The sequence below is a fragment of the Streptomyces sp. UC4497 genome (genome assembly GCF_054871485.1).
This window is the reverse complement of sequence record NZ_JBTYHB010000060.1, coordinates 1-24,959: the sequence shown is the minus strand read 5'-3', so window position 1 is coordinate 24,959 and position 24,959 is coordinate 1. Positions and strand designations below refer to the sequence as shown.

At 71.2% G+C, this 24,959-nt stretch carries 19 protein-coding genes; 8 read left to right on the top strand and 11 right to left on the bottom strand.

Features of this window, described 5'->3' with window-relative positions; translation table 11 throughout:
* Positions 1-308: 308 nt before the first annotated feature.
* The 3 genes from ACYSUO_RS41085 to ACYSUO_RS41075 form a co-directional block, all read right to left on the bottom strand.
* A complete protein-coding gene (locus ACYSUO_RS41085; protein ID WP_461781311.1) occupies positions 309-2,633 on the bottom strand; it encodes a helix-turn-helix transcriptional regulator in 2,325 nt (774 codons plus the stop codon).
* A gap of 152 nt (positions 2,634-2,785) precedes the next feature.
* Positions 2,786-3,469: an HAD family hydrolase gene (locus ACYSUO_RS41080; RefSeq protein ID WP_461781310.1), complete on the bottom strand. Its 684-nt coding sequence runs from the start codon at positions 3,467-3,469 to the stop codon at positions 2,786-2,788.
* 33 nt (positions 3,470-3,502) lie between these two features.
* Entirely contained in the window at positions 3,503-4,015 is a 513-nt protein-coding gene (locus tag ACYSUO_RS41075) for a DUF6912 family protein (RefSeq protein WP_461781309.1), read from the bottom strand.
* Positions 4,016-4,283: 268 nt separating this feature from the next.
* Between ACYSUO_RS41075 and ACYSUO_RS41070 the strand changes: the two genes are divergently transcribed.
* Positions 4,284-4,733 (top strand): Rv3235 family protein, encoded by a 450-nt coding sequence (locus ACYSUO_RS41070; protein WP_404268915.1) that lies wholly within the window; start codon positions 4,284-4,286, stop codon positions 4,731-4,733.
* Between the two features lie 48 nt (positions 4,734-4,781).
* Here the strand turns inward: ACYSUO_RS41070 and secA are convergent, their stop codons facing one another.
* Positions 4,782-7,592 (bottom strand): preprotein translocase subunit SecA, encoded by a 2,811-nt coding sequence (gene secA / locus ACYSUO_RS41065; protein ID WP_461781308.1) that lies wholly within the window; start codon positions 7,590-7,592, stop codon positions 4,782-4,784.
* A 228-nt stretch (positions 7,593-7,820) separates the two neighbouring features.
* On the opposite strand from secA, the gene ACYSUO_RS41060 reads away from it, so the two are divergent.
* Positions 7,821-8,393, top strand: coding sequence for a GNAT family N-acetyltransferase (locus ACYSUO_RS41060; RefSeq protein ID WP_461781307.1), 573 nt, complete (start codon positions 7,821-7,823; stop codon positions 8,391-8,393).
* Positions 8,394-8,964: 571 nt separating this feature from the next.
* A complete protein-coding gene (locus ACYSUO_RS41055) occupies positions 8,965-10,152 on the top strand; it encodes a winged helix-turn-helix domain-containing protein (RefSeq protein WP_461781306.1) in 1,188 nt (395 codons plus the stop codon).
* 41 nt (positions 10,153-10,193) lie between these two features.
* Here the strand turns inward: ACYSUO_RS41055 and ACYSUO_RS41050 are convergent, their stop codons facing one another.
* The 7 genes from ACYSUO_RS41050 to mtnA all read right to left on the bottom strand — a co-directional run bounded on the left by ACYSUO_RS41050 (position 10,194) and on the right by mtnA (position 19,022).
* On the bottom strand, positions 10,194-10,946 hold the full coding sequence (locus tag ACYSUO_RS41050) for a response regulator (RefSeq protein WP_461781305.1): 753 nt from the start codon (positions 10,944-10,946) through the stop codon (positions 10,194-10,196).
* 204 nt (positions 10,947-11,150) lie between these two features.
* Complete coding sequence (gene hpf, locus ACYSUO_RS41045; RefSeq protein ID WP_461781304.1) at positions 11,151-11,846, bottom strand: ribosome hibernation-promoting factor, HPF/YfiA family; 696 nt, start codon at positions 11,844-11,846, stop codon at positions 11,151-11,153.
* Positions 11,847-12,182: 336 nt separating this feature from the next.
* A complete protein-coding gene (locus tag ACYSUO_RS41040; RefSeq protein ID WP_461781303.1) occupies positions 12,183-13,010 on the bottom strand; it encodes a ComF family protein in 828 nt (275 codons plus the stop codon).
* A 126-nt stretch (positions 13,011-13,136) separates the two neighbouring features.
* Positions 13,137-14,999, bottom strand: a complete 1,863-nt coding sequence (locus ACYSUO_RS41035; RefSeq protein ID WP_461781302.1) for an LpqB family beta-propeller domain-containing protein — start codon at positions 14,997-14,999, stop codon at positions 13,137-13,139.
* The gene (mtrB, locus tag ACYSUO_RS41030; RefSeq protein WP_461781301.1) at positions 14,983-17,139 is read right to left on the bottom strand and encodes an MtrAB system histidine kinase MtrB; all 2,157 of its coding nucleotides are present in this window, start codon (positions 17,137-17,139) and stop codon (positions 14,983-14,985) included. The genes ACYSUO_RS41035 and mtrB overlap by 17 nt, the downstream gene beginning before the upstream one ends.
* A gap of 1 nt (position 17,140) precedes the next feature.
* Positions 17,141-17,830: a two-component system response regulator MtrA gene (mtrA, locus tag ACYSUO_RS41025; protein WP_323179534.1), complete on the bottom strand. Its 690-nt coding sequence runs from the start codon at positions 17,828-17,830 to the stop codon at positions 17,141-17,143.
* Positions 17,831-17,834: 4 nt separating this feature from the next.
* Entirely contained in the window at positions 17,835-19,022 is a 1,188-nt protein-coding gene (mtnA, locus tag ACYSUO_RS41020) for an S-methyl-5-thioribose-1-phosphate isomerase (protein WP_461781300.1), read from the bottom strand.
* Positions 19,023-19,162: 140 nt separating this feature from the next.
* Between mtnA and ACYSUO_RS41015 the strand changes: the two genes are divergently transcribed.
* The 5 genes from ACYSUO_RS41015 to ACYSUO_RS40995 all read left to right on the top strand — a co-directional run bounded on the left by ACYSUO_RS41015 (position 19,163) and on the right by ACYSUO_RS40995 (position 24,926).
* On the top strand, positions 19,163-20,536 hold the full coding sequence (locus tag ACYSUO_RS41015) for a glycerophosphoryl diester phosphodiesterase membrane domain-containing protein (RefSeq protein ID WP_461781299.1): 1,374 nt from the start codon (positions 19,163-19,165) through the stop codon (positions 20,534-20,536).
* 4 nt (positions 20,537-20,540) lie between these two features.
* Positions 20,541-21,233, top strand: coding sequence for a DUF4129 domain-containing protein (locus ACYSUO_RS41010; RefSeq protein ID WP_461781298.1), 693 nt, complete (start codon positions 20,541-20,543; stop codon positions 21,231-21,233).
* A gap of 197 nt (positions 21,234-21,430) precedes the next feature.
* Entirely contained in the window at positions 21,431-22,597 is a 1,167-nt protein-coding gene (locus ACYSUO_RS41005) for a DUF4350 domain-containing protein (protein ID WP_461781314.1), read from the top strand.
* The gene (locus tag ACYSUO_RS41000; RefSeq protein ID WP_461781297.1) at positions 22,597-23,586 is read left to right on the top strand and encodes an AAA family ATPase; all 990 of its coding nucleotides are present in this window, start codon (positions 22,597-22,599) and stop codon (positions 23,584-23,586) included. The genes ACYSUO_RS41005 and ACYSUO_RS41000 overlap by 1 nt, the downstream gene beginning before the upstream one ends.
* A gap of 29 nt (positions 23,587-23,615) precedes the next feature.
* Positions 23,616-24,926 carry a DUF58 domain-containing protein gene (locus tag ACYSUO_RS40995; RefSeq protein ID WP_461781296.1) on the top strand — a complete coding sequence of 437 codons (1,311 nt, stop codon included), beginning with the start codon at positions 23,616-23,618 and terminating at the stop codon, positions 24,924-24,926.
* Positions 24,927-24,959 lie beyond the last annotated feature (33 nt).

Here is a 24,959-nt window from a genome sequence, read left to right as displayed (position 1 = left end):
CGGGGGGCCGATGCCACGACAGCCGTGGGGAGTTGACCATTGCCGTCCGGCACCCCGCCGCGCCATTCCTCCAGAGCACGCGACACCTGTACAGCGTGCCGCGCCCCGCCCCCTCCCGGCATCGGTATCCCCGGGGAGCCGTATACGCATCTGCACCCGGGGGCCCGGAATCCGTATACCTATGCCATCCCAGCAGACCGGGCCCTTGCACATCCGGCCACCAGGCGGGGTGCTGGGCAAATCAAGCCCCTGCGGCGATTGAGCAGCGGGGTCCGGGGCAGAGCCCCGTGGCGTAAACCCCGGTGCGGCTACACCCGATCCGACCGCCCACCCGGATCCCCAACCCCCTGACCGACGGAGGAAATCGCTGGGATCTCCGTCCTCGACCCCACCCCCAACTTCGCCAAAATATGCTCCACATGCGCATCCGCCGTCCGCTTGGAAATCACCAACCGCTCCGCGATCTCCCGGTTGGACATCCCCTCCGCCACAAGCGCCGCGACCTCCCGCTCCCGCCGGGTGAGCGCACCCACCCCACCCCCACGCGCCGCAGGCACCGGCACGGGCGCCACCGACGGCGCGTCGGCCCCGGCCCGCACCGCATCGAGCACCTGCCGCCCCGAAAGCCTCGCCCCCACGCCCCACCAGCGCCCGAACTCCTCCTCGCCCAGGGCCCGCAGCACGGCACCCCGCACGGTCTCCTGCTCCTCGAAGAGTGACGGCAGCATCCCGACCGGGTCACCGCCCCCGAGCCGCCGCGCGTTCTCCGCGTACCCGAGCAGCCACGCCGCCCGCACCTGCCGCTTGTCGTACGCGGCGGACCAGGCGAGTCCGAGACAGCAGAGCGCGGCGATCAGCACCTCGTCGATCTCCGCGGCGGCCTCAAGGCCCCGGCACAACGAGGCGACCGCCTCCGCCCGCTCCCCGGCGAACCAGAGGATGAGCCCCTGCACCATCAGCGTGGACCCGTACAGCTGCCGCTCCCCCGTGCTCTCCAGGTGGGCGAGCCCCGTACGGCACAGCGCGAGCGCGCCGTCCGTGTCCCCGAGCACGCCGAGCAGCAGCGCCGCTTCGTAGTGGATGACGGCGATGCCGAGGCCGTCCTCGCGCGCCAGGATCCGCTGCCGCGCGTCCTCCATGACGTCGAGGCCGTCCGGTTCCCCGCACAGCGCGCCGAGGCCGCCCAGATACGCGTCGCAGAACAGCTCGACCCGGTCGTTGCCCGAGCGGCGCGCGATGTCGACGGCCCGGTGGAAGAGTTCGAGCGCGCCCGGCAGATCCCCTTGCCACACCGAGAAGAGGGCGGTCATGAACCGCCCCCACGCCTGCTCCTGCCCCACCTCGTCGAGGAGCGCGAGCCCCTTCTCGATCCAGTACCGCCCCTCGGAGAGCTGGCCGACCGCCCGCCAGTACGGGCCGAGCTGCGCGGCGAACCACACGCCGTCGGCCACCGAATCGGGGCTCTGGTAGGCGTATTCGAGCGCGGCCCTGACATCGGACCGCGCCGCGCGCAGCACCCGGTGGTGGCCGACCTGCTCGGCCGTCAGGAAGCCGTCCCAGTAACGCTGCCCGAGCTCGCGGTGGTACGCGGAGTGCCGCTGCCGCACGGCGTCCGCCTGCCCCGTCTCCTCCAGCCATTCGGCGCCGTACTCACGGATGGTGTCGAGCATCCGGTACCGGCCGCCGTTCTCCCCGATCCGCTGCACGACGGACTTGTCGACGAGCCCGATGAGCTGCTCCAGGACGTCACCGCTCGCCAACTCACCGCCCGCACCCACCACTTCGGCGGCGGCCAGCTCGAAGGAGCCCGCGAAGACGGAGAGCCGCGCCCACAGCAACCGCTCCTGCGGCGTGCACAGCTCGTGCGACCAGCCGATCGCCGTACGCAGCGTCTGGTGCCGGGTCAGCGCGGTGCGCCGCCCGCCCGTGAGCACCTCGAAGCGCTGCCCGAGCCGCTCCACCAGGTGTTCGAGGGGCACCGCCCGCAGCCGCACCGCCGCCAGCTCGATGGCGAGCGGGATCCCGTCGAGTCGTCGGGCGAGCGCCGCGAGCTGCTCCCGGTTCGTCTCGTCCACGGCGAAGCCCGGCACCACGGCGGACGCCCGCTGCACGAACAGCTCCAGGGCGTCGTCGGGGGCGAGCGGCGCGATGGCGCAGCAGCGCTCCCCCGGCACGTCGAGCGGCTGCCGGCTGGTGGCGAGCACGCTGACGCCGGCCGCCTCCCGCAGCAGCACGTCGGTGAGCATGGCGCAGGCGTCGACGAGGTGCTCGCACGTGTCGAGCACGATGAGCAGCCGCCGCCCCTGAAGGTGCGCGACGACGGCGTCGAGCGGCTCCATGCCCGCCTGTTCCGGCAGTTCGAGCACGGCGGCGAGGGTGGCGGGGATCAGCTCGGGGTCGCGCAGCGCGCTCAGCTCGACGAGCCACACCCCGTCCGGGAACCGCCCGGCGAGCCCGGCCGCGGCCCGCATCGCCGTACGGCTCTTGCCGACACCGCCCGGCCCCACCAGGGTGACGAGGCGGGCGCGCTCGAACCCGGCCCGCACCTCGGCCAGTTCGGCCGTCCTGCCGACGAACGTGGTTACTTCTACGGGCAGTTGACCGCCCCGCCGCTGCCCGAAACCGAACCCCATGGCTGTCGCCCCCGTCGTATCGCCGCGCCCGTGACCCCAGCACAGCGTACGCAGCCGAAAGCGGAGGGTGAACTGAGTCGATGCAAAAGGTTCCGGATACGGGTGGGTTCACCGCTCCGGTTGACGGCCGGGGGTTCGGGTGCGGGCGCGGTTCAGGCCGCCGCAGCCAGCCGCTCGGCCTCGCGCACCGCCTCCGCCAGGGTGTCGACGACCGGAGCACCCACCCCTTCGAGGCTGGCCCTGCTGTGCGAGCCGCCGGTGTAGAGGACGGCCTGCGCGCCCGCGGCAATCGCCGCCACCGCGTCGTCCGCGGCGTCCCCGATGACCACGGTCCGCTCCGGAGCCACGCCGTCGAGGACCTTCAGGTGCCGCACCATGTACTCGGTCTTGCTGCCGCCGGAGGGGCCCGTCCGCCCGTCGACGCGCACGAACCGCTCAGCGATGCCCAACTGGCTTACCAGCGGCACGAGTTGCTCGTGTCCGGCCATGCTGAGGATGGACTGGCTGCGCCCGGCCTCCTGCCAGCCGGCCAGCAGCAGCTCGACGCCCTCGGTGAGCCGGCAGTCCACCGCGTACCGCTCGTAGTGCTGGTGGAACGCGCCGTCCATCGCCGTCCACTCGGCCTGGGTGGGCAGCCGGCCCATCAGCCGCTCGTAGAACTTGGGGATGGGGATGCAGTACAGCTCGCGGTACTTCTCCAGCGTGATCGGTTCGAGGCCGACCGCCGCGAAGGCCGCGTTGCTGGCGCGTATGACGGCCTCGTTGTCATGGAACAGCGTGCCGTTCCAGTCCCAGACGATGTGTGTGCCCGTGTGCATCCCGAAGTGCCTCCCCATGACAAGAATCTACCCACCCCTGAGGCGGTTCCTTCAGTGGTCGCCCACGAGGCCCGGGATCTCCTGCGTGGCGAACCACAGCAGGTCGTGGTCCTCGGCGCCGTCCACGACGAACTGCGCGTCGTCCTCGCCCCGGTCGGCCGCGGCGAGCGCCTCGGCGGCGGCCGCGACATCGGCGTCGGCATCGCCCGAGTCGACGTGCACGGCGGCGACCTTCGCCAGCGGCACGCTCTCGCGCACCGTCAGCTCGCCGAGCGCGCCCTGCTCGCCCCCGCGGTCCGGGGCGGCGACGGCGGCCTGATCCGGTACGTCCACGGCGACGACGACCCGGCGGCGCGCGGCAGCGGGGTCGGCGGCGACGAGCCGCAGCGAAGCGAGCGCGGCCCTGCCCAGCGCCGCGTACTCCAGCTCCTCGATGTCCTCGGACAGGTACCACTCGCGCAGCGCGGGCGTCACGGCGAAGGCGGTGACGGGCGCGGGCCCGATCTCGCCGGCCTTGTACGCCTCTGCGAGTCGAGGCAGGGACAGAGGTACGTACACGCGCATGGTCCGGCTGCTTTCTGCTCTGCGTCGGGGGCTTCAGGATACGTGGGGGCGTCCCCCTTCGGGCCGCCGCCCGCGTCCGCCCGCACGTCAACGCCCGTCCGCGGCCGACCTCCGTACGCTCCCGGGGGCACGGCCCCCGCAGCGGCCCGGTCACCCTGATAGGCGAACCCACCGCCGCGCCCCGGCTCGCCCGCCGACGCTTGCCGCCGCGTCCCCGGCCTCGTACAAGATCCCCACGAGGTGTTACCGGTCGGTATGGGGAGGCGTCATGCAGAAGGTCATGAACAGGCGGGGTCCACGCGGGAACACCCGGCCGCCCACCCGCCGCGACAGCCGTCGCCCCGGCGCGGGACCACGGCGCGTTCCACCACAGGTCCCGCCGCACCCCACCGAGCTGTTCACCCAGCGCCTGCTCCTGGTGCTGAGCGGCGACAGGCCCCTGCACTGGTTCGCCCGCCACGCCGCGCACCAGGCCTTCGACGACCTGCTGTGGCTGGTGGAACGCCGCGCCCTGCTGGCCGGCGCCGGGCCCCGCCCGACCGTGCACGGCATCGGCCACTTCGAACCCGCCCCCGGCAGCTACGAAGTGTTCGCCCGCATCGCGGTCGGCCCCCGGCTGCACGCCCTGGCCTTCCGGCTCGCCCTGGGCGAGGACCAGCGGTGGCGCTGCACGGCGGTGGAACTGGGCGGCCGACCGCCACGGGACGACGTCGAGTGACACGAAAGGGGCCGGGCACACCGTGCCCGGCCCCTTCTCGAACCGACGTCACTTCTTGCGACGGCGGCCCTTCTGCTGCTTGCGACGCTCGGCGCGGGTCAGCCCGTCCGCCGAGGAGCGCGTGGGCCCGCCGCCCTCGGTCACGAAGTCGCCCTCGTCGACACCGCCCTCGGCGTTCGGCGCCTGGAAGTGCAGCCGGTCGGGACGCTGCGGGGTGTCCAGGCCCTTGGCCCGGATCTCCGGACGGCCCCCGGCCTGCGCCGGCACCGCGTCCTGCTTCTCCAGGTTCGCGGGCGCCGTGTCCGCCACCGGGACCTCCTCGACCTGCTGCTCGACCTGGACCTCCAGGTTGAACAGGTAGCCGACGGACTCCTCCTTGATGCCCTCCATCATGGCGGTGAACATGTCGAAGCCCTCGCGCTGGTACTCGACCAGCGGGTCCTTCTGCGCCATGGCGCGCAGGCCGATGCCCTCCTGGAGGTAGTCCATCTCGTAGAGGTGCTCGCGCCACTTGCGGTCGAGCACGCTCAGCACGACCCGGCGCTCCAGCTCACGCATGATCTCGGAGCCGAGCTGCTCCTCGCGCGCCTCGTACTGCGCGTGGATGTCGTCCTTGACGGCCTCGCCGATGAACTCGGCGGTGAGACCGGCGCGGTCCCCCACCTCGTCCTCGAGCTCCTCCACGGTGACCTTGATCGGGTAGAGCTGCTTGAAGGCGCCCCACAGCCGGTCGAGGTCCCACTCCTCGGCGAAGCCCTCGGCGGTCTCGGCGCCGATGTAGGCGTCGATCGTGTCGTCCATGAAGTGCTGCACCTGCTCGTGCAGGTCCTCGCCCTCCAGGACGCGGCGGCGCTCTCCGTAGATGACCTCGCGCTGCCGGTTGAGCACCTCGTCGTACTTCAGGACGTTCTTACGCGTCTCGAAGTTCTGCTGCTCGACCTGCGACTGCGCGGAGGCGATGGCACGGGTCACCATCTTGTTCTCGATCGGGACGTCGTCCGGCACGTTGGCCATCGACATCACGCGCTCGACCATCTGCGCCTTGAAGAGCCGCATCAGGTCGTCGCCGAGCGACAGGTAGAAGCGGGACTCGCCGGGGTCGCCCTGACGGCCGGAACGACCACGCAGCTGGTTGTCGATACGCCGCGACTCGTGCCGCTCCGTACCGAGGACGTAGAGCCCGCCGAGGTCCTTGACCTCCTCGAACTCGGCCTTGACCGCCTGCTCGGCCTTCTCCAGGGCGGCGGGCAGCGCCGCGGCCCACTCCTCGACGTGCTCGACGGGGTCGAGGCCCATCTGGCGCAGCTCTGCCTCGGCGAGGTCGTCCGGGTTGCCGCCGAGCTTGATGTCGGTACCACGACCGGCCATGTTCGTGGCGACGGTGACGGCGCCCTTGCGGCCGGCCTGGGCGACGATCGTCGCCTCACGGTCGTGCTGCTTCGCGTTCAGCACTTCGTGCTGAACCCCGCGCTTGGAGAGCTGCTGCGACAGGTACTCGGACTTCTCGACGGAGGTCGTACCGACGAGGATCGGCTGCCCCTTGGCGTGCTTCTCGGCGATGTCGTCGACCACCGCGTCGAACTTGGCGACCTCGGTGCGGTAGATCAGGTCGGCCTGGTCCGCACGGACCATCGGCTTGTTGGTCGGGATCGGGACGACGCCGAGCTTGTAGATCTGGTGGAACTCGGCGGCCTCGGTCATCGCCGTACCGGTCATGCCGGAGAGCTTGTCGTAGAGACGGAAGAAGTTCTGCAGGGTGATCGTGGCGAGGGTCTGGTTCTCGTCCTTGATGTCCACCCCTTCCTTCGCCTCGATCGCCTGGTGCATGCCCTCGTTGTAGCGGCGGCCGGCGAGGATACGGCCGGTGTGCTCGTCGACGATCATGACTTCGCCGTCGATGACGACGTAGTCCTTGTCCTTCTTGAAGAGTTCCTTGGCCTTGATGGCGTTGTTCAGGTACCCGACCAGCGGCGTATTGACCGACTCGTACAGATTGTCGATACCCAGCCAGTCCTCGACCTTGGAGACACCCGGCTCGTGGATGGCGACGGTGCGCTTCTTCTCGTCGACCTCGTAGTCGCCGGTCTCCTCGATGCCCTTCAGCGTGTTGCCCGCCTCGCCCTTCTTGAGGCGGGTGACGAGCTTGGCGAAGTCGCCGTACCACTTCGTGGCCTGGTCGGCGGGGCCGGAGATGATCAGCGGCGTACGGGCCTCGTCGACGAGGATGGAGTCGACCTCGTCGACCACCGCGAAGTTGTGGCCGCGCTGGACGAGCTCGTCCTGGGACCACGCCATGTTGTCGCGGAGGTAGTCGAAGCCGAACTCGTTGTTCGTGCCGTACGTGATGTCGCAGTTGTACATCTCGCGGCGCTGCGCCGGGTTCATGTTCGCGAGGATGCAGCCGACGGACAGGCCGAGGAACTTGTGAACGCGGCCCATCATCTCGGAGTCGCGCTCGGCCAGGTAGTCGTTCACCGTGATCAGGTGGACGCCCTTGCCGGACAGCGCGTTCAGATACGTCGGCAGCGTGCCGACCAGGGTCTTGCCCTCACCGGTCTTCATCTCCGCCACGTAACCGAGGTGGAGCGCGGCGCCACCCATCAGCTGCACGTCGTAGGGGCGCTGGCCCAGCACGCGGCGGGCGGCCTCACGGACGGTGGCGAACGCCTCGGGCAGCAGGTCGTCGAGGGTCTCGCCGTCCTCCAACCGCTGCTTGTACTCGTCCGTGAGTGCGCGCAGCTCGGCGTCGGAGAGACTCTCGAAGTCCTCTTCGATGGAGTTGACCTGGTCCGCGATGCGGTGCAGCTTGCGCAGGATCTTGCCTTCGCCTGCACGCATGATCTTCTGGAGGACGGACACGGGGGTTGGTCTCCTTGCCGGTCGGGCCTGGCACGGTCGGTTTTCTCTGAAACTTCTAAGTATTACTGGGGACTACCAAGGACTACTAGAGCAACGGCCATCGTATGCGAGGACCCCACCGTGCCGGGAGGTCTGCCATGAGGTCCAACGCGCGGGCCACCGCGAAGGTGCCGGTACGGACCATGAAAAGTCATGGCGCCCCTGTCGCGTGCCGAGCAGAATCGGGCGATGGACCCCGTGACGCTGACCACCGACCGCCTGCAGCTGCGCACCTTCGTGCCCGCCGACATCGACGAGGTGTACGCCGCGGCCCAGGATCCCGACATCCAGCGCTGGACCACGATCCCCTCGCCGTACGCGCGCGTGGACGCCGAATACTTCGTCAACCGTGTCGTCGCGGACGGCTGGCTCGGTGACACGGAGTACACCTTCGCGATACGCACGGAGGACAGCGGCCCGGTGGTCGGCGCGGTATCTCTCCACCACCCGCGCGGGGGCGCCTGGGAAGTCGGCTTCTGGACGGCCAAGCGGTTCCGCGGCCGCGGCTATATGACGGAGGCCGTCCTGGGCGTGGCCCGCTGGGCCTTCACGGACCTCTCCTGCCCGCGCCTGGAGTGGCGCGCGGAGGTCGGCAACGTGGGCTCCCTCACGGTGGCGGAACGCGCCGGCTTCACCCTGGAGGCCACCCTCCGCGCCGCCATGCCCAACAAGGGCACCCTCCGCGACTGCTGGCTCGCCTCCCTCCTCCCCACCGACCTCGACCTCCCCACCCCCCTCCCCTACCTCCCAGCCCCGAACTAACCGGTCGCATACGCCGGGCCCCACCCCACCTTGGGCAACCTCCCGCCCACCCCGACTCCCCACCCGCTGCGGTCGACGCCGCCCCCGCCTCGGGCAACCTCCGCCAGCCCCGACTCCCCACCCGCCGCGGTCGACCGCCACCGCCTCGGGCAACCTCCCGCCCACCACAACTCCCCACCCGCCGCGGTCGACCGCCACCGCCTCGGGCAACCTCCGCCAGCCACGGCTCCCCACCCATCGCGGTCGACCGCCACCGCCTCGGGCAATCTCCCGCCCACCCCGACTCCCCACCCATCGCGGTCGACCGCCACCGCCTTGGGCAACCTCCGCCCACCCCGACTCCCCACCCATCGCGGTCGACCGCCACCGCCTTGGGCAATCTGCCGCCTTGGGCGGCAGGGTGGGCAAGGCGGCACCCCGGTGCCGGGCAGGCCACGGTCGACGCCCACCTCGGCGCAGCCGGGGACCCCGGCGCCGCGCAGGCACTACGGTCGACGCCCACCCCGGCGCAGCCGGGAACCCCGGTGCCGGGCACACCCCGTTGTCAGACCCGGCCTCTATCGTTCCGGCCATGACGACCTCGCCGCGTCCCACCGCCACCTTGTCCGCCGACGAAGCCCGCCGCCTCGCCCTCCGCGCCCAAGGCTTCCTCGGCGCCCCCGACCGCAAAGCCGGTGTACGTGGCGTACTCCGCCACCTCGGCGCGGTCCAGCTCGACACGATCTCCGTACTCGCCCGCTCGCACGAGCTGATCCCCTACGCCCGCCTCGGCGCGGTCCCCCGGACCAAGGTCGAGTCGGCGTACTGGACGCCGGGCGCGGGCCCGTCCCCCACCCCCCACGCCTTCGAATACTGGTCGCACGCCGCCTGCGTACTCCCCATCGAGGAATGGCCGCACTTCGCCTTCCGCCGCCGCGCCTACCGCTCCCGCCCCCACTGGCACCACCACCTCCCCGACGGCGCGTACGACCAGGTGATCAAGCAACTCCGCGCGGAAGGCCCCCTCACCGCCACGGAACTCGGCGGCGCGAAGAACAAGGGCGAGTGGTGGGACTGGTCCGAGTCGAAGATCGCCGTCGAGCGCGCGCTGATGTACGGCGAGGTGGTCTGCGTGGAGCGCCGCGGCTGGAAGCGGATCTACGACCTGGCCGAGCGCGCGATCCCGTCGCCCCTCCTGCACGACGACCTCGACGACACGGAGTGCGTCCGCCGCCTGGTCCGCCAGGCCGGCGAGGCCCTCGGCGTCGGCACGCGCGCGGACATCGCGGACTACCACCGCCTGAAGAGCGAACAGTTCGACGCGGTGATCGAGGACACCGGCCTCGTCCCGGTCACGGTGGAGGGCTGGGGCGGCAAGCCCGCCTGGGCCGACCCCACGGCCCTGGAATCAGCGCCCCGCGGCCGCCACCGCACCACGCTCCTGTCCCCCTTCGACTCCCTGATTTGGGAACGCGCCCGTACGGAGCGGATCTTCGGCTTCACGCACCGCCTGGAGGCATACGTCCCCAAGCCGAAGCGGATCCACGGCTACTTCGCGATGCCGGTCCTCGCCGGCGGTCGCCTGGTGGGCCGCGTGGACCCCGCGCGAGCGGGCAGCACCCTGGTCGCCAAGCAGGTCTCCCTGGACGGCCCGAAGGCCGTACCGGCGGTGGCGGCGGCACTCCACGAAGCGGCGAGCTGGGTCGGCTGCGACAGCGTAAGAGTGGAGCACATGGAGTCGGCACCCCTGAAGAAGGCCCTGATCGAAGCCCTGCACTAGCAGCCCCAAAACCCCAGGAGCCCTCCCCCAGGAGCCCCGCCCTACCGGATCTCCAGGATCTTCTCCCGCATCGCGTACACCACGGCCTCCATCCTGGAGTGCAGCTGCAACTTCTCCAGGATGTTGCGCACATGGTTCTTCACGGTGTTCTCGGAGATGAACAACTCCTTGGCGATGTCCCGGTTGTTCATGCCCGTCGCCACCAGCTTGAGCACCTCGAGCTCCCGGTCGGTCAGCCGGGGCGCGGGCACGAGCCGGCGCTCGTCCGTGCGCTGGATCATCGACTTGAACTCGGTGAGCAGCTTCGACGCCATGGACGGACTGATCTGCGACTGCCCGTCGGCCACGGCACGAATGGCCGTGGCCACCTCGTCGGTCGAGATCTCCTTCAGCAGATATCCCGTCGCGCCCGCCTTGATCGCGTCGTAGAGATCCGCTTCCTCATCACTGATGGTCAGCATGATGATCTTGGCGCTGGGCGCCACCTCCTTGATGGAGGTGCACGCCTCGATGCCGCCCCTCTTGGGCATCCGCACGTCCATGAGGACGATGTCCGGCAGCAGGTCGGCCGCCTTGTCCACCGCCTCCGCCCCGTCGCCCGCCTCGCCGACGACCTGGATGTCCTCCTCGGCCTTGAGGACGATCTCCAGGCCGCGCCGGAACAGCGCATGGTCGTCCACCACAAGCACCCGGATGGGCTCCTCGCGCGAGGATCCGGCACCCGGCCCCATGCCGACGCCGTCCTCGCCGGCACCGGCGTCCTCGCCCCGAACGGTTCCGAAGCTGTCCGCCATCGTTCCTCCCCCTGAAGGCCGCGGCCTGTCTTCCTGTGCCGCGCCAACCCGAGGCACCAGCACGCCGGTTGACCCGGCGCCGCCATGATTTCATGCTCCGGCGTCGGCGCGATGGCAGTGCGGTGCACCAGGGGGTCGCACAAGGGTGCCCCTGGGGGCGCACACGCGCCTCAGGGGCACCCGATGAGTGGGTGTCAGTTGTGGTCAGCCGCCGATGGCGTCGCCCGCGTCGGCTCCCCTGACCTGGGAGACCATGGGGTCGGTGCTGAGGTGGATGACGCCGTAGTCGTAGGCGTGCCGCCGGTAGACGACGCTGGGTTCCTTGGTCTCGGAGTCGACGAACAGATAGAAGTCGTGCCCGACCAGCTCCATCTCGTAGAGCGCCTGATCGAGCGTCATGGGTGCCGCCACGTGGGTCTTCTCACGGACGACGAGCGGACCCTCGCCCTTGACCTCGAGCGAGCCCATCTTCGTGGTCGGTACGCCGTCGGGCTCGGCCTCTTCGGTCTTGGCGATCGTGCCGTCCACGTTGAGCAGGGCGGCGTCCGGAACGTGCTCGGCGACCTCCGCCGCGGAGATCCGCTTGCCGCGCCGCGACGACCGCTTGTCGTGCTGCTTGCGCAGGCGTGCGTCGAGCTTGTCCGTGGCCAGGTCCAGCGCCGCGTACGGGTCGCTTGCCGCGGCCTCCGCCCTGATCACCGGACCCCGCGTGCGCAGCGTGATCTCCACGCGCTCGCAGCGGTCCGCCTGCCGGGGGTTCGGCTCCTTGGACACCTCCACGTCGAGGCTGATCACCTTGCCGTCGAGCTTCTGGATCTTCTCCAGCTTCAGCTTCTCGGCCACGTGCTTACGGAACCGCTCTGGTACTTCGGTCTTGCGGCCCTTGACGACGATGTCCACGCAGAACTCCGTTCCCGGATAGCCCCGCTCCTTGGGCGGAGCATCTCCCTCTTGCACCAGACTCCGGCCACTTCCGGAGTCTCGGACTCGGTGACTTCCACCTCCTCCTCCCCCGTGGACAAGATCTACACCCCACCACGTCGAGTGATTGCGAAATTGTCTGTGCAATGCGCCTGACACGGCAATCCAATGGTGAGGAGCGGCTCAGATCTTTCGTGCCGAGTTCCTCACAACCGAACATATCTCGCCCGGACGGTTGTCGGCACCCTCTACTGACACGTACCTCCAACCGAGCGAATGAACCCTGTCTCTACCTGCAACGATGCAGATTCCCAACTAGTTCCGGTTTATTTCGAAGGATTCCGGAGACGCTGCCACCACGGCCGCCCGAATCGCGATCCCGGCGATCTCGTCGGCCTTTCCCGGGCCCGCCTCGGAGCGGCCCCGATCAGCCTCGCGTTCCCTATCGATCTTCACGTAACCGGTCGCGGCCGCTATTGCGCGCGCCGCCTCCGCCAGCGAAGCACCCGTCGTGATCAGGTCGTCCACCAGCACGATCCGGCCAATTCCGGTGAGCAACGCGCTGCCACCGCCCACCACTTCCAGCGCGCCCGTCACATTCACCAGCCGCTGCCGGGCGTCCAGGCCCGACTGGTCGGCCACCGCGCGCCGCTGCCGCAGCACGGCCAGCACCCGCGCCGCGACACCCGCACGGCGCAGCTCGGCCGCCGCCGCGTACGCGATCCGCCGCGTCGGGTCGTGCCCGCGCGCCCGCACGGCCCGAGGCGCCGACGGCACAGGGACCAGCGTCACGGGGCCCAGAAGGCCGCCAGGAGCCCTCCTGGCCCCTCCGCCCCCTCCGGCCCCACTGTCCACGAGTCCGGCCCGCACAGCCCCGGCGAGCGCCACGCCCAGCGGCCGGGCGAGGCCGAGCGCACCACGCTCCTTGTGGGCGAGGAGCACCGCCCGCACCGCGTTCCGGTACGGGACGGCGCCGAACACGACCGGCATCCCGGGCGGAGCCGGCCGCGGCCGCACCCGGCTCGGCACAGCGCCGCGCAACGCCGCCGAGCACCGCGCGCACAGCGTCGTACGAGACCTGCCACAGCCGGCACACTCGGCCGGCAGCACCAGATCGGAGAGGTCCTGCCACCACCCCCGCATACCCACCACTGTGCCGACCCGCGGGCCGCCCCACCAGCCCTGTGGACAACGCCCTGTGGACAACTCGACGGTTGTGAACAGGGGTTGAGCTCGTGCGAGTGACACCCGGGCCGTCGGCCCGCGCGGCTACCCCGGATAGACCGGAGCCGTCCCGTCCTTCAGCACCGACTGCCACGCCGCCCCGGAGGGCAGGCGGACGATGCCGTCGTCGGAGTGCGCGAGCAGCGGCAGTTCGTCGTTGTCCGACGCCGCGATCTCGCTGACCCTGGTCAGACCCGGCAGCGCCTGCCCGGTCGGCGTCGATCCGTCGCTCAGCACGTACTGCATCTGCTGCAGCCCACCGGGCTCCCGCCCGACGACGACGAGCCGGCTGTCGCCCGCCCACGACACGGCCGTGACCTCTTCCATCTGCGGTGCGGCCTGGCGCAGTTCGGTCACCGAGACCTCCGTGTCACCGTTCGCGTCGGCCTGCCGCTCGACGCGCCCGATCCACAGCGACGTGGTGTCCTTCTCCGACACGAGGAGGCCGATGCGCGCTCCGTCGGCGGACGCCTTCACCGTCTCGATGGTGGCGTCGTCGCCGAGCCCCTCGACCCGGACCTTCTGCACCTTGTCCGCCTGGCCCTGCCCGAACATCAGCAGCCGCCGGTGCTTCGGATCGCGGTCGGCCACCCACAGGTCGCCGTTCCCGTCCCAACTGGGCGTCGTGAAGCCGTTCTTCTCCGCCTTGGCGTGGCTGCTCGCGACCGGGTCCCCCAGCGAGGCACCGGCGATCAGCGACGCCACGTACAGCGAGCGCCCGTCGTTCGAGACTCCCGCAGCGCGCTCCTGGTCGCGCGAGACGGCCACGGAACGCAGCACCTGCTCGCCCTCGCCCAGCGGCCCCGGCACCTGCTCGGGGCTCTTGTCCGACCTGCTCTTGCCCGGCATCCGCACCAGGCGGCCCTTGGCGTCGAGGAAGTACTGGTCCGGGACGCGCCCGGTGGAGCGCGGCGCCGCGAGGGCGTCCGCCCCGTCCTCGGTCATCGCACACATGAACCGGCCGTCGGAACGCTTCAGTTCCACCTCGTTCACGCTCGACGACGACAGATCCCGCAGGGAGAACAGCAGTTGGGCCGCCATCTCCTTGCACTTGGCCTGCCCGGCCCTGCTGCCCGCCTCGTTCAGCGGCACCGTCAGCTTGTTGGCGTCGTCCGGCGCCAGCGAGTCGGTGCCCTTCTTCAGCGCGGCATGCGTCGGGAACGCCGTCCGCACCACCGGATTCAGCCAGCGCGTCGGCCCCTGCAACAGCTCCTTGACGGTCTCCGTCAGCGGATCGGTCCACTGCCGTACGAAGACGGGGTCCGCGACCAGGCGCCGCTGCCCGGCCTCGCCGCCCGACGTCGAATCCACCGCGTAGTAGTACTTGTTGACGGAGCTGTAGATCCGCTGGAAGTCGGACTCGCCGAGCACGACCCCCTCCGGGAGGGCGTCGATCCGCCACTGCTTGCCCTTGGAGGTGTTCACCTGCGTCAGGTGCAGATCCCCCTGGTACGACCCGCCCTTGGGCTGGTACGCCTGCTGCTGGTCGACCGTGGCGACCAGACGGCCGGTCAGCTGGTAGGAACGCCCGTCGTTCCCGGAATTCGGGCGGCCCGTCGAGCGCTTACCGGGCCCGTCGTCGAGCACGACGGTCTGCCGCCCGGGCTCCCAGTTCTTCGCAGCCTTCGGCGTGAGGTACTTGCGCGCCATCCTGTACGAAGGGTCGTCACTGGTCAGCGCCTCCAGGAAGCCCTCGACGATGGAGGAGGGCCCGACGTCGTCCTTCGGTGGCAGGGCGAAGACGCGCACCTGTGAGTCAGGCCGCTGCGAGGCCTCGACCGACTCGAGGCCCCCGTTGTCCGGCATCGACGCGCAGCCGGCGAGTACGAGCGCACCGCACCCGGCCAGCATTCCGGCCCGCATCCCGCGCCGCTGCCGCGGCACCCGCTGTTCACCCACGACCGCCATCGCTCCCCTCACCGCGCGATGTCGCCGCGGTCCGCTCCGTACGCGCCCGCGCGGGCACGCCGGGTTCCGTCGACGCCTCGTCGTCCGCCGCGCGCTGACCGCCGCTCCCGTCACGCCCACCGTGCCCATCCGGGTCACCGTGCTCGTCCCGGTCGTCGGCCTGGCGCGGCTCGCCCGTCGCCCCGCCGCGCGCCACCACGCGCGCACCGCTGCCGGGCAGCGCCGTGGGATCGGCCGACACCGCAGCCTGCCCGGAGCGCGGGGCGATCGGCGCCTTGGCCGGTACGGGCGGCGCCTGGGCCGGCACGGTGGCGAGCTTCTTGCCGTCGGCGCCCGGAACACCGGCGTCACCGAGCCCCCGATTGCGCCGCGAATCCTCCGGCTCCAGCGGTATCGGCGAACCGCGCAGCGCCTCGTCCACCGTCCTCGGCAACGTGAGCCGGAACTGTGAGCCGCCGCCCGGCTCGCCCCACGCCTGCAGCCACCCTCCGTGCAGCCGCGCGTCCTCCAGGGCGATCGACAGGCCGAGCCCGGTCCCGCCCGTCGTACGCGCGCGTGCCGGGTCGGCCCGCCAGAAGCGGCTGAACACACGGGTCGCCTCGCCGGGCTTGAGCCCCACTCCGTAGTCGCGCACGGCGACAGCGACCGCGCCTCCCGCGGTCGCCAGCCGCACCACGACGTCCTGGCCGTCACCGTGCTCCACGGCGTTCACCACCAGGTTGCGCAGCACGCGCTCCACACGCCGCGCGTCCGCCTCGGCGACCACCGGCTGCTCGTCTCCGACGATCCGGATGTGCGTGCCCTTGCGCTCCGCGAGCGGCTCGGCGCCGCCCACCACCCGCCGTACGACCTCCCGCAGATCTATCGGCTCGGCCTCCAGCGCGGCGGCCCCGGCATCGAACCGGCTGATCTCCAACAGGTCGGCCAGCAGCGACTCGAACCGGTCCAGCTGGTCGGCCAGCAGCTCCGCGGACCGCGCGGTCACCGGATCGAAGTCGACCCGCGCCTCATGGATGACATCGGCGGCCATCCGTACGGTCGTCAGCGGCGTACGCAACTCATGGCTCACGTCGGACACGAACCGCCGCTGCATCCGCGACAGATCCTCCAACTGCTGGATCTTCAAATACAGATTCTGCGCCATCTTGTTGAAGGCCTCGCCCAGGCGCGCGATGTCGTCCTCGCCCGTGACCTTCATACGCTCCTGGAGACGGCCCGCAGAGAGCCGCTCCGCGACCCCCGCCGCCATCCGCACCGGCGTGACGACCTGCCGCACGACGAGCCAGGCGATGGCCCCGAGCAGCACCACGACGAACAGCCCGGCCGTCGCGAGCGTCCCCTTGACCAGGCCGAGGGACTTCTCCTCCTGCGTCAGCGGGAAGAGGTAGTACAGCTGATAGGCGTGCCCCTGCGGATCGTTGAGCCGCTTGCCGACGACGAGCCCCGGCTGCGCGTCCTTGCCGCCGTCGTAGACGATCTTGGTGTACTGCTGCGACGCACCGGCGATCCGGTCGACCTGCCCCCGCAGGTCGTCGGGCACGCTGCGGTTCGGGTCCACCAGACCGGAGCCGCGCGGCGCCCGCCCGTTGCCACTGTCGGCATCGTTCGAGCTGAGGGTCACGACGTCGAACGCGCCCTTGCCACCACTCGCGAGCTGCGTGACGAGCTCGCTCATCCAGTTGTTGGGGTTCAACGTGGTGCGACTGTCACCGGACGCGCCGTCCCGCACCCCGGCAGCCGCGGAGTCCGCCTTGTCCTTGGCCGCGCGGAAGCCGCCCTCGGCCTGGCTCTGCGAGGCCTTCACCTTGGCGTCGAGCAGCCCGTTGCGCACCGAGCCGATGACGACGATGCCGAGCAGCAGCACGACACCGAGCGACATCAGCAGCGTCGTGACGACGACCTTCAGCTGGATGTTCCGCCGCCACAGCCGCATCGCGGGCAGCAGCGGACGCCGCACCCAGCGCGCGAACAGGCGCAGCACAGGGCTGCCCTTCATCCCGCCCTGGAGCAGCAGACTCCCGTCCACGGCCCGGCGCAGCCGTGAACCCCGAGCGGCGGCAGGCCCCGCCGCGGGCCCCACAGGCCGCTCCGGGCGGGACCCCGCGGCCCCGGGCGCCGAAGCGGCACTGTTTCGGGACACGTCAGCTCGGTCCTGCCTTGTAACCGACGCCTCGGACGGTCACCACGATCTCCGGCCGCTCCGGGTCCTTCTCGACCTTGGAGCGCAGCCGCTGCACATGCACATTGACCAGACGCGTGTCCGCCGCGTGCCGGTAGCCCCACACCTGCTCGAGGAGCACCTCACGCGTGAACACCTGCCAGGGCTTGCGCGCGAGCGCGACCAGCAGATCGAACTCCAGCGGCGTCAGCGCTATCGGCTGACCTTCCCGCTTCACCGAATGCCCGGCCACATCGATGACCAGGTCACCGATGGCGAGCTGCTCCGGCGCAGGCTCCTCCGATCTCCGCAGCCGTGCCCGGATCCGGGCGACCAGCTCCTTCGGCTTGAACGGCTTGACGATGTAGTCGTCGGCCCCCGATTCGAGGCCCACCACCACATCCACGGTGTCGCTCTTCGCCGTGAGCATCACGATCGGCACCCCGGACTCCGCCCTGATCAGGCGGCACACCTCGATACCGTCCCGGCCCGGCAGCATCAGATCGAGCAGCACCAGATCGGGCTTGGTCTCACGGAAAGCGGCCAGCGCCTTGTCGCCGTCAGCTACGAACGACGGCTCAAAACCTTCACCACGCAGCACAATGCCGAGCATCTCGGCCAGTGCGGTGTCGTCGTCGACGACAAGGACTCGTCCCTTCATGGACCACATCATCCCATTAGCTCATCGTTGCCTGGAGTGAGCTGTCACACAGTTCACCCAAGCCATCACTTGTCACAGGCGACACAACGCCGCACTCCGTGACGATCGCCGTCACCAAGTCCGGAGGCGTCACATCGAACGCGGGGTTGTACGCCTGCGTCCCCAGTGGTGCCACCGGAATCCCGCCACCTGCCTCCACTCCGGCCAGCGGCGCCCGCGGCGCCGTGACCTCCGTCACCTCATGCCCGGCCCGCTGCTCCACCTCGATGGAAGCCCCGTCCGCGGTCTCCGGGTCGATCGTCGTCACCGGCGCGACCACGATGAACGGCACATGGTGATAACGCGCCAACACCGCGAGCGGATAGCTCCCCACCTTGTTGGCCACCGAACCGTCGGCCGCGATCCGGTCCGCGCCGATGAGCACGGCGTCCACCTCACCCGCGGCGAACAGCGAACCCGCGGCGTTGTCCGTGAGCAATGTGTACGCCATTCCGTTGCGCGCGGCCTCATAGGCGGTCAGACGAGCCCCCTGCAACAGCGGGCGCGTCTCGTCCACCCACAGCCGGCGCAGCCGCCCGGCCCGATGCGCGGCGAGCGCGACCGCGAAAGCCGTGCCCTCACCGCCGGAGACCAGCGCCCCGGTGTTGCAGTGCGTCAGGATGCGGTGATTGCCACCCGGCACCAGCTCGTCGAGGAGCCGCAGACCCTGCTCGGCCATCTTGGCGCTGGCCGCCGCGTCCTCCTCGTGCAGCGCCCGCGCCGATGCGAGCGCCGCCGCTGCGGCCCGCTCCCGCGCCTGCGCCTCGTCACCCGCCCCGCTCTCGAACGCGGACCGGTACGCCTCCTGCGCCCTGCGCGCCCCGTACGCCAGATTGACCGCGGTGGGCCGCGCTTCCGCCAGCGCGTCGGCCGCCTCCTCCACGTCGAAACCTCGGGCGGCCGCGAGCGCCACGCCGTACGCCCCCGCGATCCCGAGCAGCGGCGCCCCTCGCACGGCGAGGGTACGGATCGCCTGCACCAGGGCCTGCGGATCCGTGCACACCAACTCGACCTCTTCCGCGGGCAGCCGCGTCTGGTCGAGCAGCACCAGAACGGGCCCCTCCGCCGGCTCCTCCCATCGGATCGCCGGGATGTCGACGGCCTCGGGCTGTATGCCGTCGATGGGCCGTATGTCCTCGCCGGATTGCGCGTACTGATCAGCCATCCGCCCAGTCTGCCCCGTACCGACCCGACAATTGAAGGTGTGCAGCCCTCACGGGGCCAGGTCATCCGGCGCCCACCCCATGGCACGATGGCAGCCAACCTGCTGCCGCGACCGCGGACGGGCACTTTGAAGGAGCGACGATGAACGACACTCCGGGCTGGGCATCGCCCGGATCTGCCCCCTCCGACGGCCCGGACGGCACCCGCAAGGACGGCCCCGAGCAGAACGGCGACGCACAGGGCAGCGGTCCGCAGGACACGCCCCCGCAGGACGCCGCGGGCCAGGGCCCGAAGTGGTCCAAGGAGCAGCCGCCGCCCGCCCAGTGGTCCGCCCCCTCCGGCTCCGCCCAGACCCCTCCCCCGCCCCCGCCGGCTCCCGGCCAGGGCCAGGGTGGTTGGGGCGGTCAGGGTTGGAGTGGCCAGGGCTGGGGCGGTCAAGGCGGAAACGGTGGCCCCGGTCAGGGACCGGGCAGCCCCGGAGGCGGCGGCTACCCCGGCTGGGGCGGCGGCTGGCAGAGCAAGCCCGCGGCGGCCAAGCCCGGTGTCATCCCGCTGCGCCCGCTCGGCGTCGGCGAGATCCTCGACGGCGCGGTGTCGACGATGCGCACCTACTGGCGCACCGTCCTCGGCATCTCCCTGACGGTCGCCGTGGTCACCCAGCTCCTGGCGGTCCTCCTCCAGGGCTTCGTCCTCAACGACGCGGCGACCACCACGGCCCTCGACGACCCGGACGCCACCCCGCGCGAGCTCTTCAGCGCCCTGGGCACGCTCCTGATCGGCTCCGCGGTCGTCGCGGTCGTCACGCTGCTCGGCACGATCGTCGCGACAGCCCTGCTGACGACGGTCACAAGCCGCGCCGTGCTCGGCCGGCCCGTCACCATAGGAGAGGCCTGGCGCGACGCCCGGCCGCAGATCCTCAGGCTGCTCGGCCTGACGCTGCTGCTCCCGCTGATCGCCGCCGCGATCATGCTCGTGAGCGTCGCGCCCGGCATCCTCGTCGGCGCACTCGGCTCGCCCGAGGGCGGCATCGCACTCGGCGTCGTCGGCGGTCTCATCGGCTTCGCCGTGACGATCTGGCTGATGGTCCGCCTGTCGCTGGCCTCGCCCGCCCTGATGCTGGAGAAGCAGACCGTCCGCAAGGCCATGGGCCGCTCCACCAAGCTCGTCCGCGGCTCCTGGTGGCGGGTCTTCGGCATCACGATCCTGGCGTCCCTGATCGCCGCGATCGTCTCGGAGATCATCCTCTTCCCGTTCACCGCCATCGCCGGGGCGGTCAGCGGAGACGGCTTCGCCGGCCTCCTGGACAGCGGCGGGAACTTCGGCTGGGCCTTCCTCATCATCACCGGCATCGGCTCGGTCGTCGGCTCCACCATCACCTTCCCGATCACGGCCGGCGTCACCGTGCTCCTCTACATCGACCAGCGGATCCGCCGCGAGGCCCTCGACCTCGAACTCGCCCGCGCCGCAGGCCTGCACGACTACGGGTCCGGCCCCGGCGCCACTCCGGGGAGCTGATGGCGTGAGCGCACTTGGGGGAGTGCTCCGCACGACGATCTCGTCGGTCCTCACCGGCGGCGACGAGCCGCCGGTGAGGATCCCGCGCGACCCCGCGCGCGAAGCGGCGAAACACGAGCTGTCCAAGCCCGCGTACCACCAGGACGACCCGAACTGGTTCATGCGCGCCCTGAACAAGTTCTGGGACTGGATCGACGAGCTCTTCTCCGCCGCGTCCGGCGCCGCCCCCGGCGGCGCCGTCGGCCTGCTCGTGATCCTCCTTGCCGTCGTCGCCGTGGCGGCCGCCCTCTGGTGGCGCCTCGGCACGCCGCGCCGCTCCCCCACCTCGGCGCCCCCGCTCTTCGACGACCGCCCGCGCAGCGCCGCCGAACACCGCGCGGCCGCCGCGGCACACGCCGCCCAGGAACACTGGAACCAGGCCGTCCAGGAACGGATGCGCGCCCTGGTCCGCTCCCTGGAGGAGCGCGCCCTCCTCGACCCGCGCCCCGGCCGCACCGCCGACGAGGCCGCCGCCGAAGCGGCCCGCCCGCTGCCCCAGCACGCGGACCGCCTCCGCGCGGCAGCCCGCGACTTCGACGACATCGCGTACGGCGGCCGCACCGCGACCCCGGAGACGTACGAGCGCCTGTCCACCCTGGACACCGAGGTGGAACGCACCACCCCCACCCTCACGCCCGCCGCGGGAGCGCCCCGGTGACCAAACCAACCGATCCCTGCGGCACAGGTGAACCAACCGCCCCCCGCGGCACGGATGAGCAAATCAAGCCCGTGGGCACGGGTGAGCATTTCAAGCCCCGTCTGTGGACGAGAGCCAGCGGGGTCCGGGGCGGAGCCCCGCGGCCTGCGGACGGCCCCCATGCACCACCGCCACCGGCCCCCGACGGCACCACCTCCATCACCCCGACCGCCCGCCAAATCTGGACCCGCACCCGCGGCATCGCCCTGGCCCTGGTCTTCCTCCTGGTCGCAGGCGTGACCCTCGCAGTGGTCCGCTCCGGCGAACAGCACGGCACCCTCGACCCACGCTCCGCCGACCAACGCGGCAGCCGCGCCGTCGCCGAACTCCTCGCCGCCCGGGGCGTCGACACGCGCGTGGTCACCACAACCGCCGAGGCCCGCGCGGCGACAGGCCCCGACACGACCCTCCTCGTCGCCACGCCCGACCGGCTCACGGCCCACCAGCAGTCCCGGCTCCAGGCCGCCACCGTCGACTCCGGCGGCCGCACCGTCCTCGTCGCCCCGGGCGCCGCCGCGGTCGACACGCTGGCCCCCGGCGTCGCCACCGACCCCGAACCCGCCACGGACAAGCCCCTCACGCCCGGCTGCGCGCTGCCCGAGGCCCGCCGCGCCGGCCCCGCGGACACCGGCGGCCACCGCTACAGCACAACGCTCACCGGCGCCGACTCCTGCTACCCGAGCCACGGCTCCCCCACGCTGCTGCGCCTGCCGTCCCCCACCGGCGAAGGCGACACGATCGTCCTCGGCTCCCCCGACATCCTTCTCAACGACCGCCTCGACGAACAGGGCAACGCCTCGCTCGCCCTTCAACTCCTCGGTTCGCGCCCTCATGTGGTCTGGTACCTCCCCTCCCTCTCCGACGACTCGGCGGCCGACGACGCACAGAACGACCGCAGCTTCGTCGACCTGATCCCCAAGGGCTGGCTCTGGGGCACCCTTCAGCTCTTCATCGCGGCAGCACTGGCCGCACTCTGGCGCGCACGCCGTCTGGGCCCCCTGGTCCAGGAGCGCCTGCCCGTCGCGATCCGCGCCTCCGAAACCGTCGAAGGCCGCGCCCGCCTCTACCGCAAGGCGAACGCCCGCGACCGCGCCGCCACGGCTCTGCGTATCTCCACCCGCACCCGCCTGGCCCCCCTCATCGGCATCCCCGTCTCCCAGGCCCACTCGCCCGAGACCTTCCTCCCGGCCCTGGCACGCCAACTCCCCACGCCCGCCCGGGACCCGCGCACTCTCCTCTTCGGCCCGCCCCCCGCGACCGACGCAGCACTCATCGCACTCGCCGACCACCTCGACGCCCTCGAAAGAGAGGTACGGAATTCATGATGGACCCGACCACTGACAACGCCGGGCCCACGACGGATCCCCGCAGCTCACGGGCGTCTTTGGAGGCCCTGCGCACGGAGATCGCCAAGGCCGTGGTCGGCCAGGACTCCACCGTCACGGGCCTCGTCGTGGCCCTCCTGTGCCGCGGCCACGTCCTCCTCGAAGGAGTGCCCGGCGTCGCCAAGACCCTCCTCGTACGCGCCCTGGCCTCGTCCCTCGAACTCGACACGAAGCGCGTGCAGTTCACCCCCGACCTGATGCCCAGCGACGTGACGGGCTCACTGGTCTACGACACCAACACCGCCCGCTTCTCCTTCCAGCCGGGCCCGGTCTTCACCAACCTCGTCCTCGCCGACGAAATCAACCGCACTCCGCCCAAGACCCAGTCCTCCCTCCTCGAAGCGATGGAGGAACGCCAGGTCACGGTCGACGGCACGGCGCGCCCGCTCCCGGACCCGTTCATGGTGGTCGCGACCCAGAACCCGGTCGAGTACGAGGGCACCTACCCCCTCCCCGAGGCCCAACTGGACCGCTTCCTACTCAAGTTGAACGTTCCGCTGCCCACCCGCCAGGACGAGATCGACGTCCTGACCCGGCACGCCGCCGGCTTCAACCCCCGCGACCTGCACGCAGCGGGCATCCGCCCGGTGGCCACAGCGGCCGACCTCGAAACGGCCCGCGCGGCCGTTGCCAAGACAACGGTCTCCCCCGAAATCACCGCCTACGTAGTCGACATCTGCCGAGCGACCCGCGAATCCCCGTCGCTCACCCTCGGCGTCTCCCCGCGCGGCGCCACGGCCCTCCTCGCCACCGCCCGCGCCTGGGCCTGGCTGACCGGCCGCGACTACGTCACCCCCGACGACGTCAAGGCCCTGGCCCTCCCCACCCTCCGCCACCGCATCCAACTGCGACCGGAGGCCGAAATGGAGGGCGTCACCCCGGATTCCGTCATCAACGCGATCCTGACCCACGTCCCCGTCCCCCGCTGACCCGACGCCCGACGGAGGACGACACGACAATGGCACTGACCGGACGCACGGCCCTTCTCGCAGCCCTGGGCTCCCTCCCCGTCGGCATCTGGGACCCCAGCTGGACCGGCATCCTGGCCGTCAACACCCCGCTGGCCCTGGCCTGCGCCTGCGACTTCGCGCTGGCCGCCCCCGTACGCCGCCTGCGCCTGACCCGCTCGGGCGACACCTCCGTACGCCTCGGAGACCCGGCAGACGTCACCCTCACGATCACCAACCCCTCGCGCCGCCCCCTGCGCGCGAGGGTCCGCGACGCCTGGCCCCCGAGCAGCTGGCTGTCCGGCATGGAGTACGAGTCGTCCCGCCACCGCGTGAACATCCCCGCCGGCGAAAGGCGCCGCGTCACGACGCGACTCCAGCCCACCCGCAGAGGCGACCGCACGGCCGACCGCGTCACCATCCGCTCCTACGGTCCCCTAGGCCTGTTCACCCGCCAAGGCACCCACAGGGCCCCCTGGACGGTCCGCGTCCTGCCGCCCTTCCACAGCCGCAAGCACCTCCCCTCCAAGCTGGCCCGCCTCCGCGAACTCGACGGCCGCACCAGCGTGTTGACCAGGGGCGAGGGCACAGAATTCGACAGCCTCCGCGAGTACGTTCCCGGGGACGACACCCGCTCCATCGACTGGCGCGCAACGGCCCGCCACTCCGCGGTCGCCGTCCGCACCTGGCGCCCGGAACGCGACCGCCACATCCTTTTGGTCCTCGACACCGGCCGCACCTCCGCCGGCCGAGTCGGCGACGCCCCACGCCTCGACGCCTCCATGGACGCCGCACTCCTCCTGGGAGCCCTGGCATCCCGAGCCGGCGACCGCGTGGACCTGCTGGCCTACGACCGCCGCACCCGCGCCCTGGTCCAAGGCCGCACCGCAGGCGACGTCCTCCCTGCTCTGGTCAACGCCATGGCCCCGCTGGAACCAGAACTGATCGAAACGGACGCCCGAGGCCTCACGGCAACAGCCCTGCACACAGCGCACCGCCGATCCCTCATCGTCCTTCTTACGTCCCTGGACGCGGCCCCCATCGAAGAGGGCCTCCTCCCCGTACTCTCACGTCTCACGAAACGTCACACGGTCGTCCTGGCATCGGTTGCCGACCCCAAAATCGAATCGATGACATCGGCCCGCGGCACCACAGAAGCCATCTACGACGCCGCGTCAGCAGCCCAGGCAAAGGCCGAGCGCCTACGCACAGCCGAACAACTCACCCGCCACGGCGTCACCGTCGTGGACGCCACCCCATCCGAACTGGCTCCCGCCCTTGCGGACGCCTATCTGGCCCTGAAATCCGCCGGCCGCCTTTGAGGGAAAGGGGGGCGTCCCCCAAAACGCGCCTGG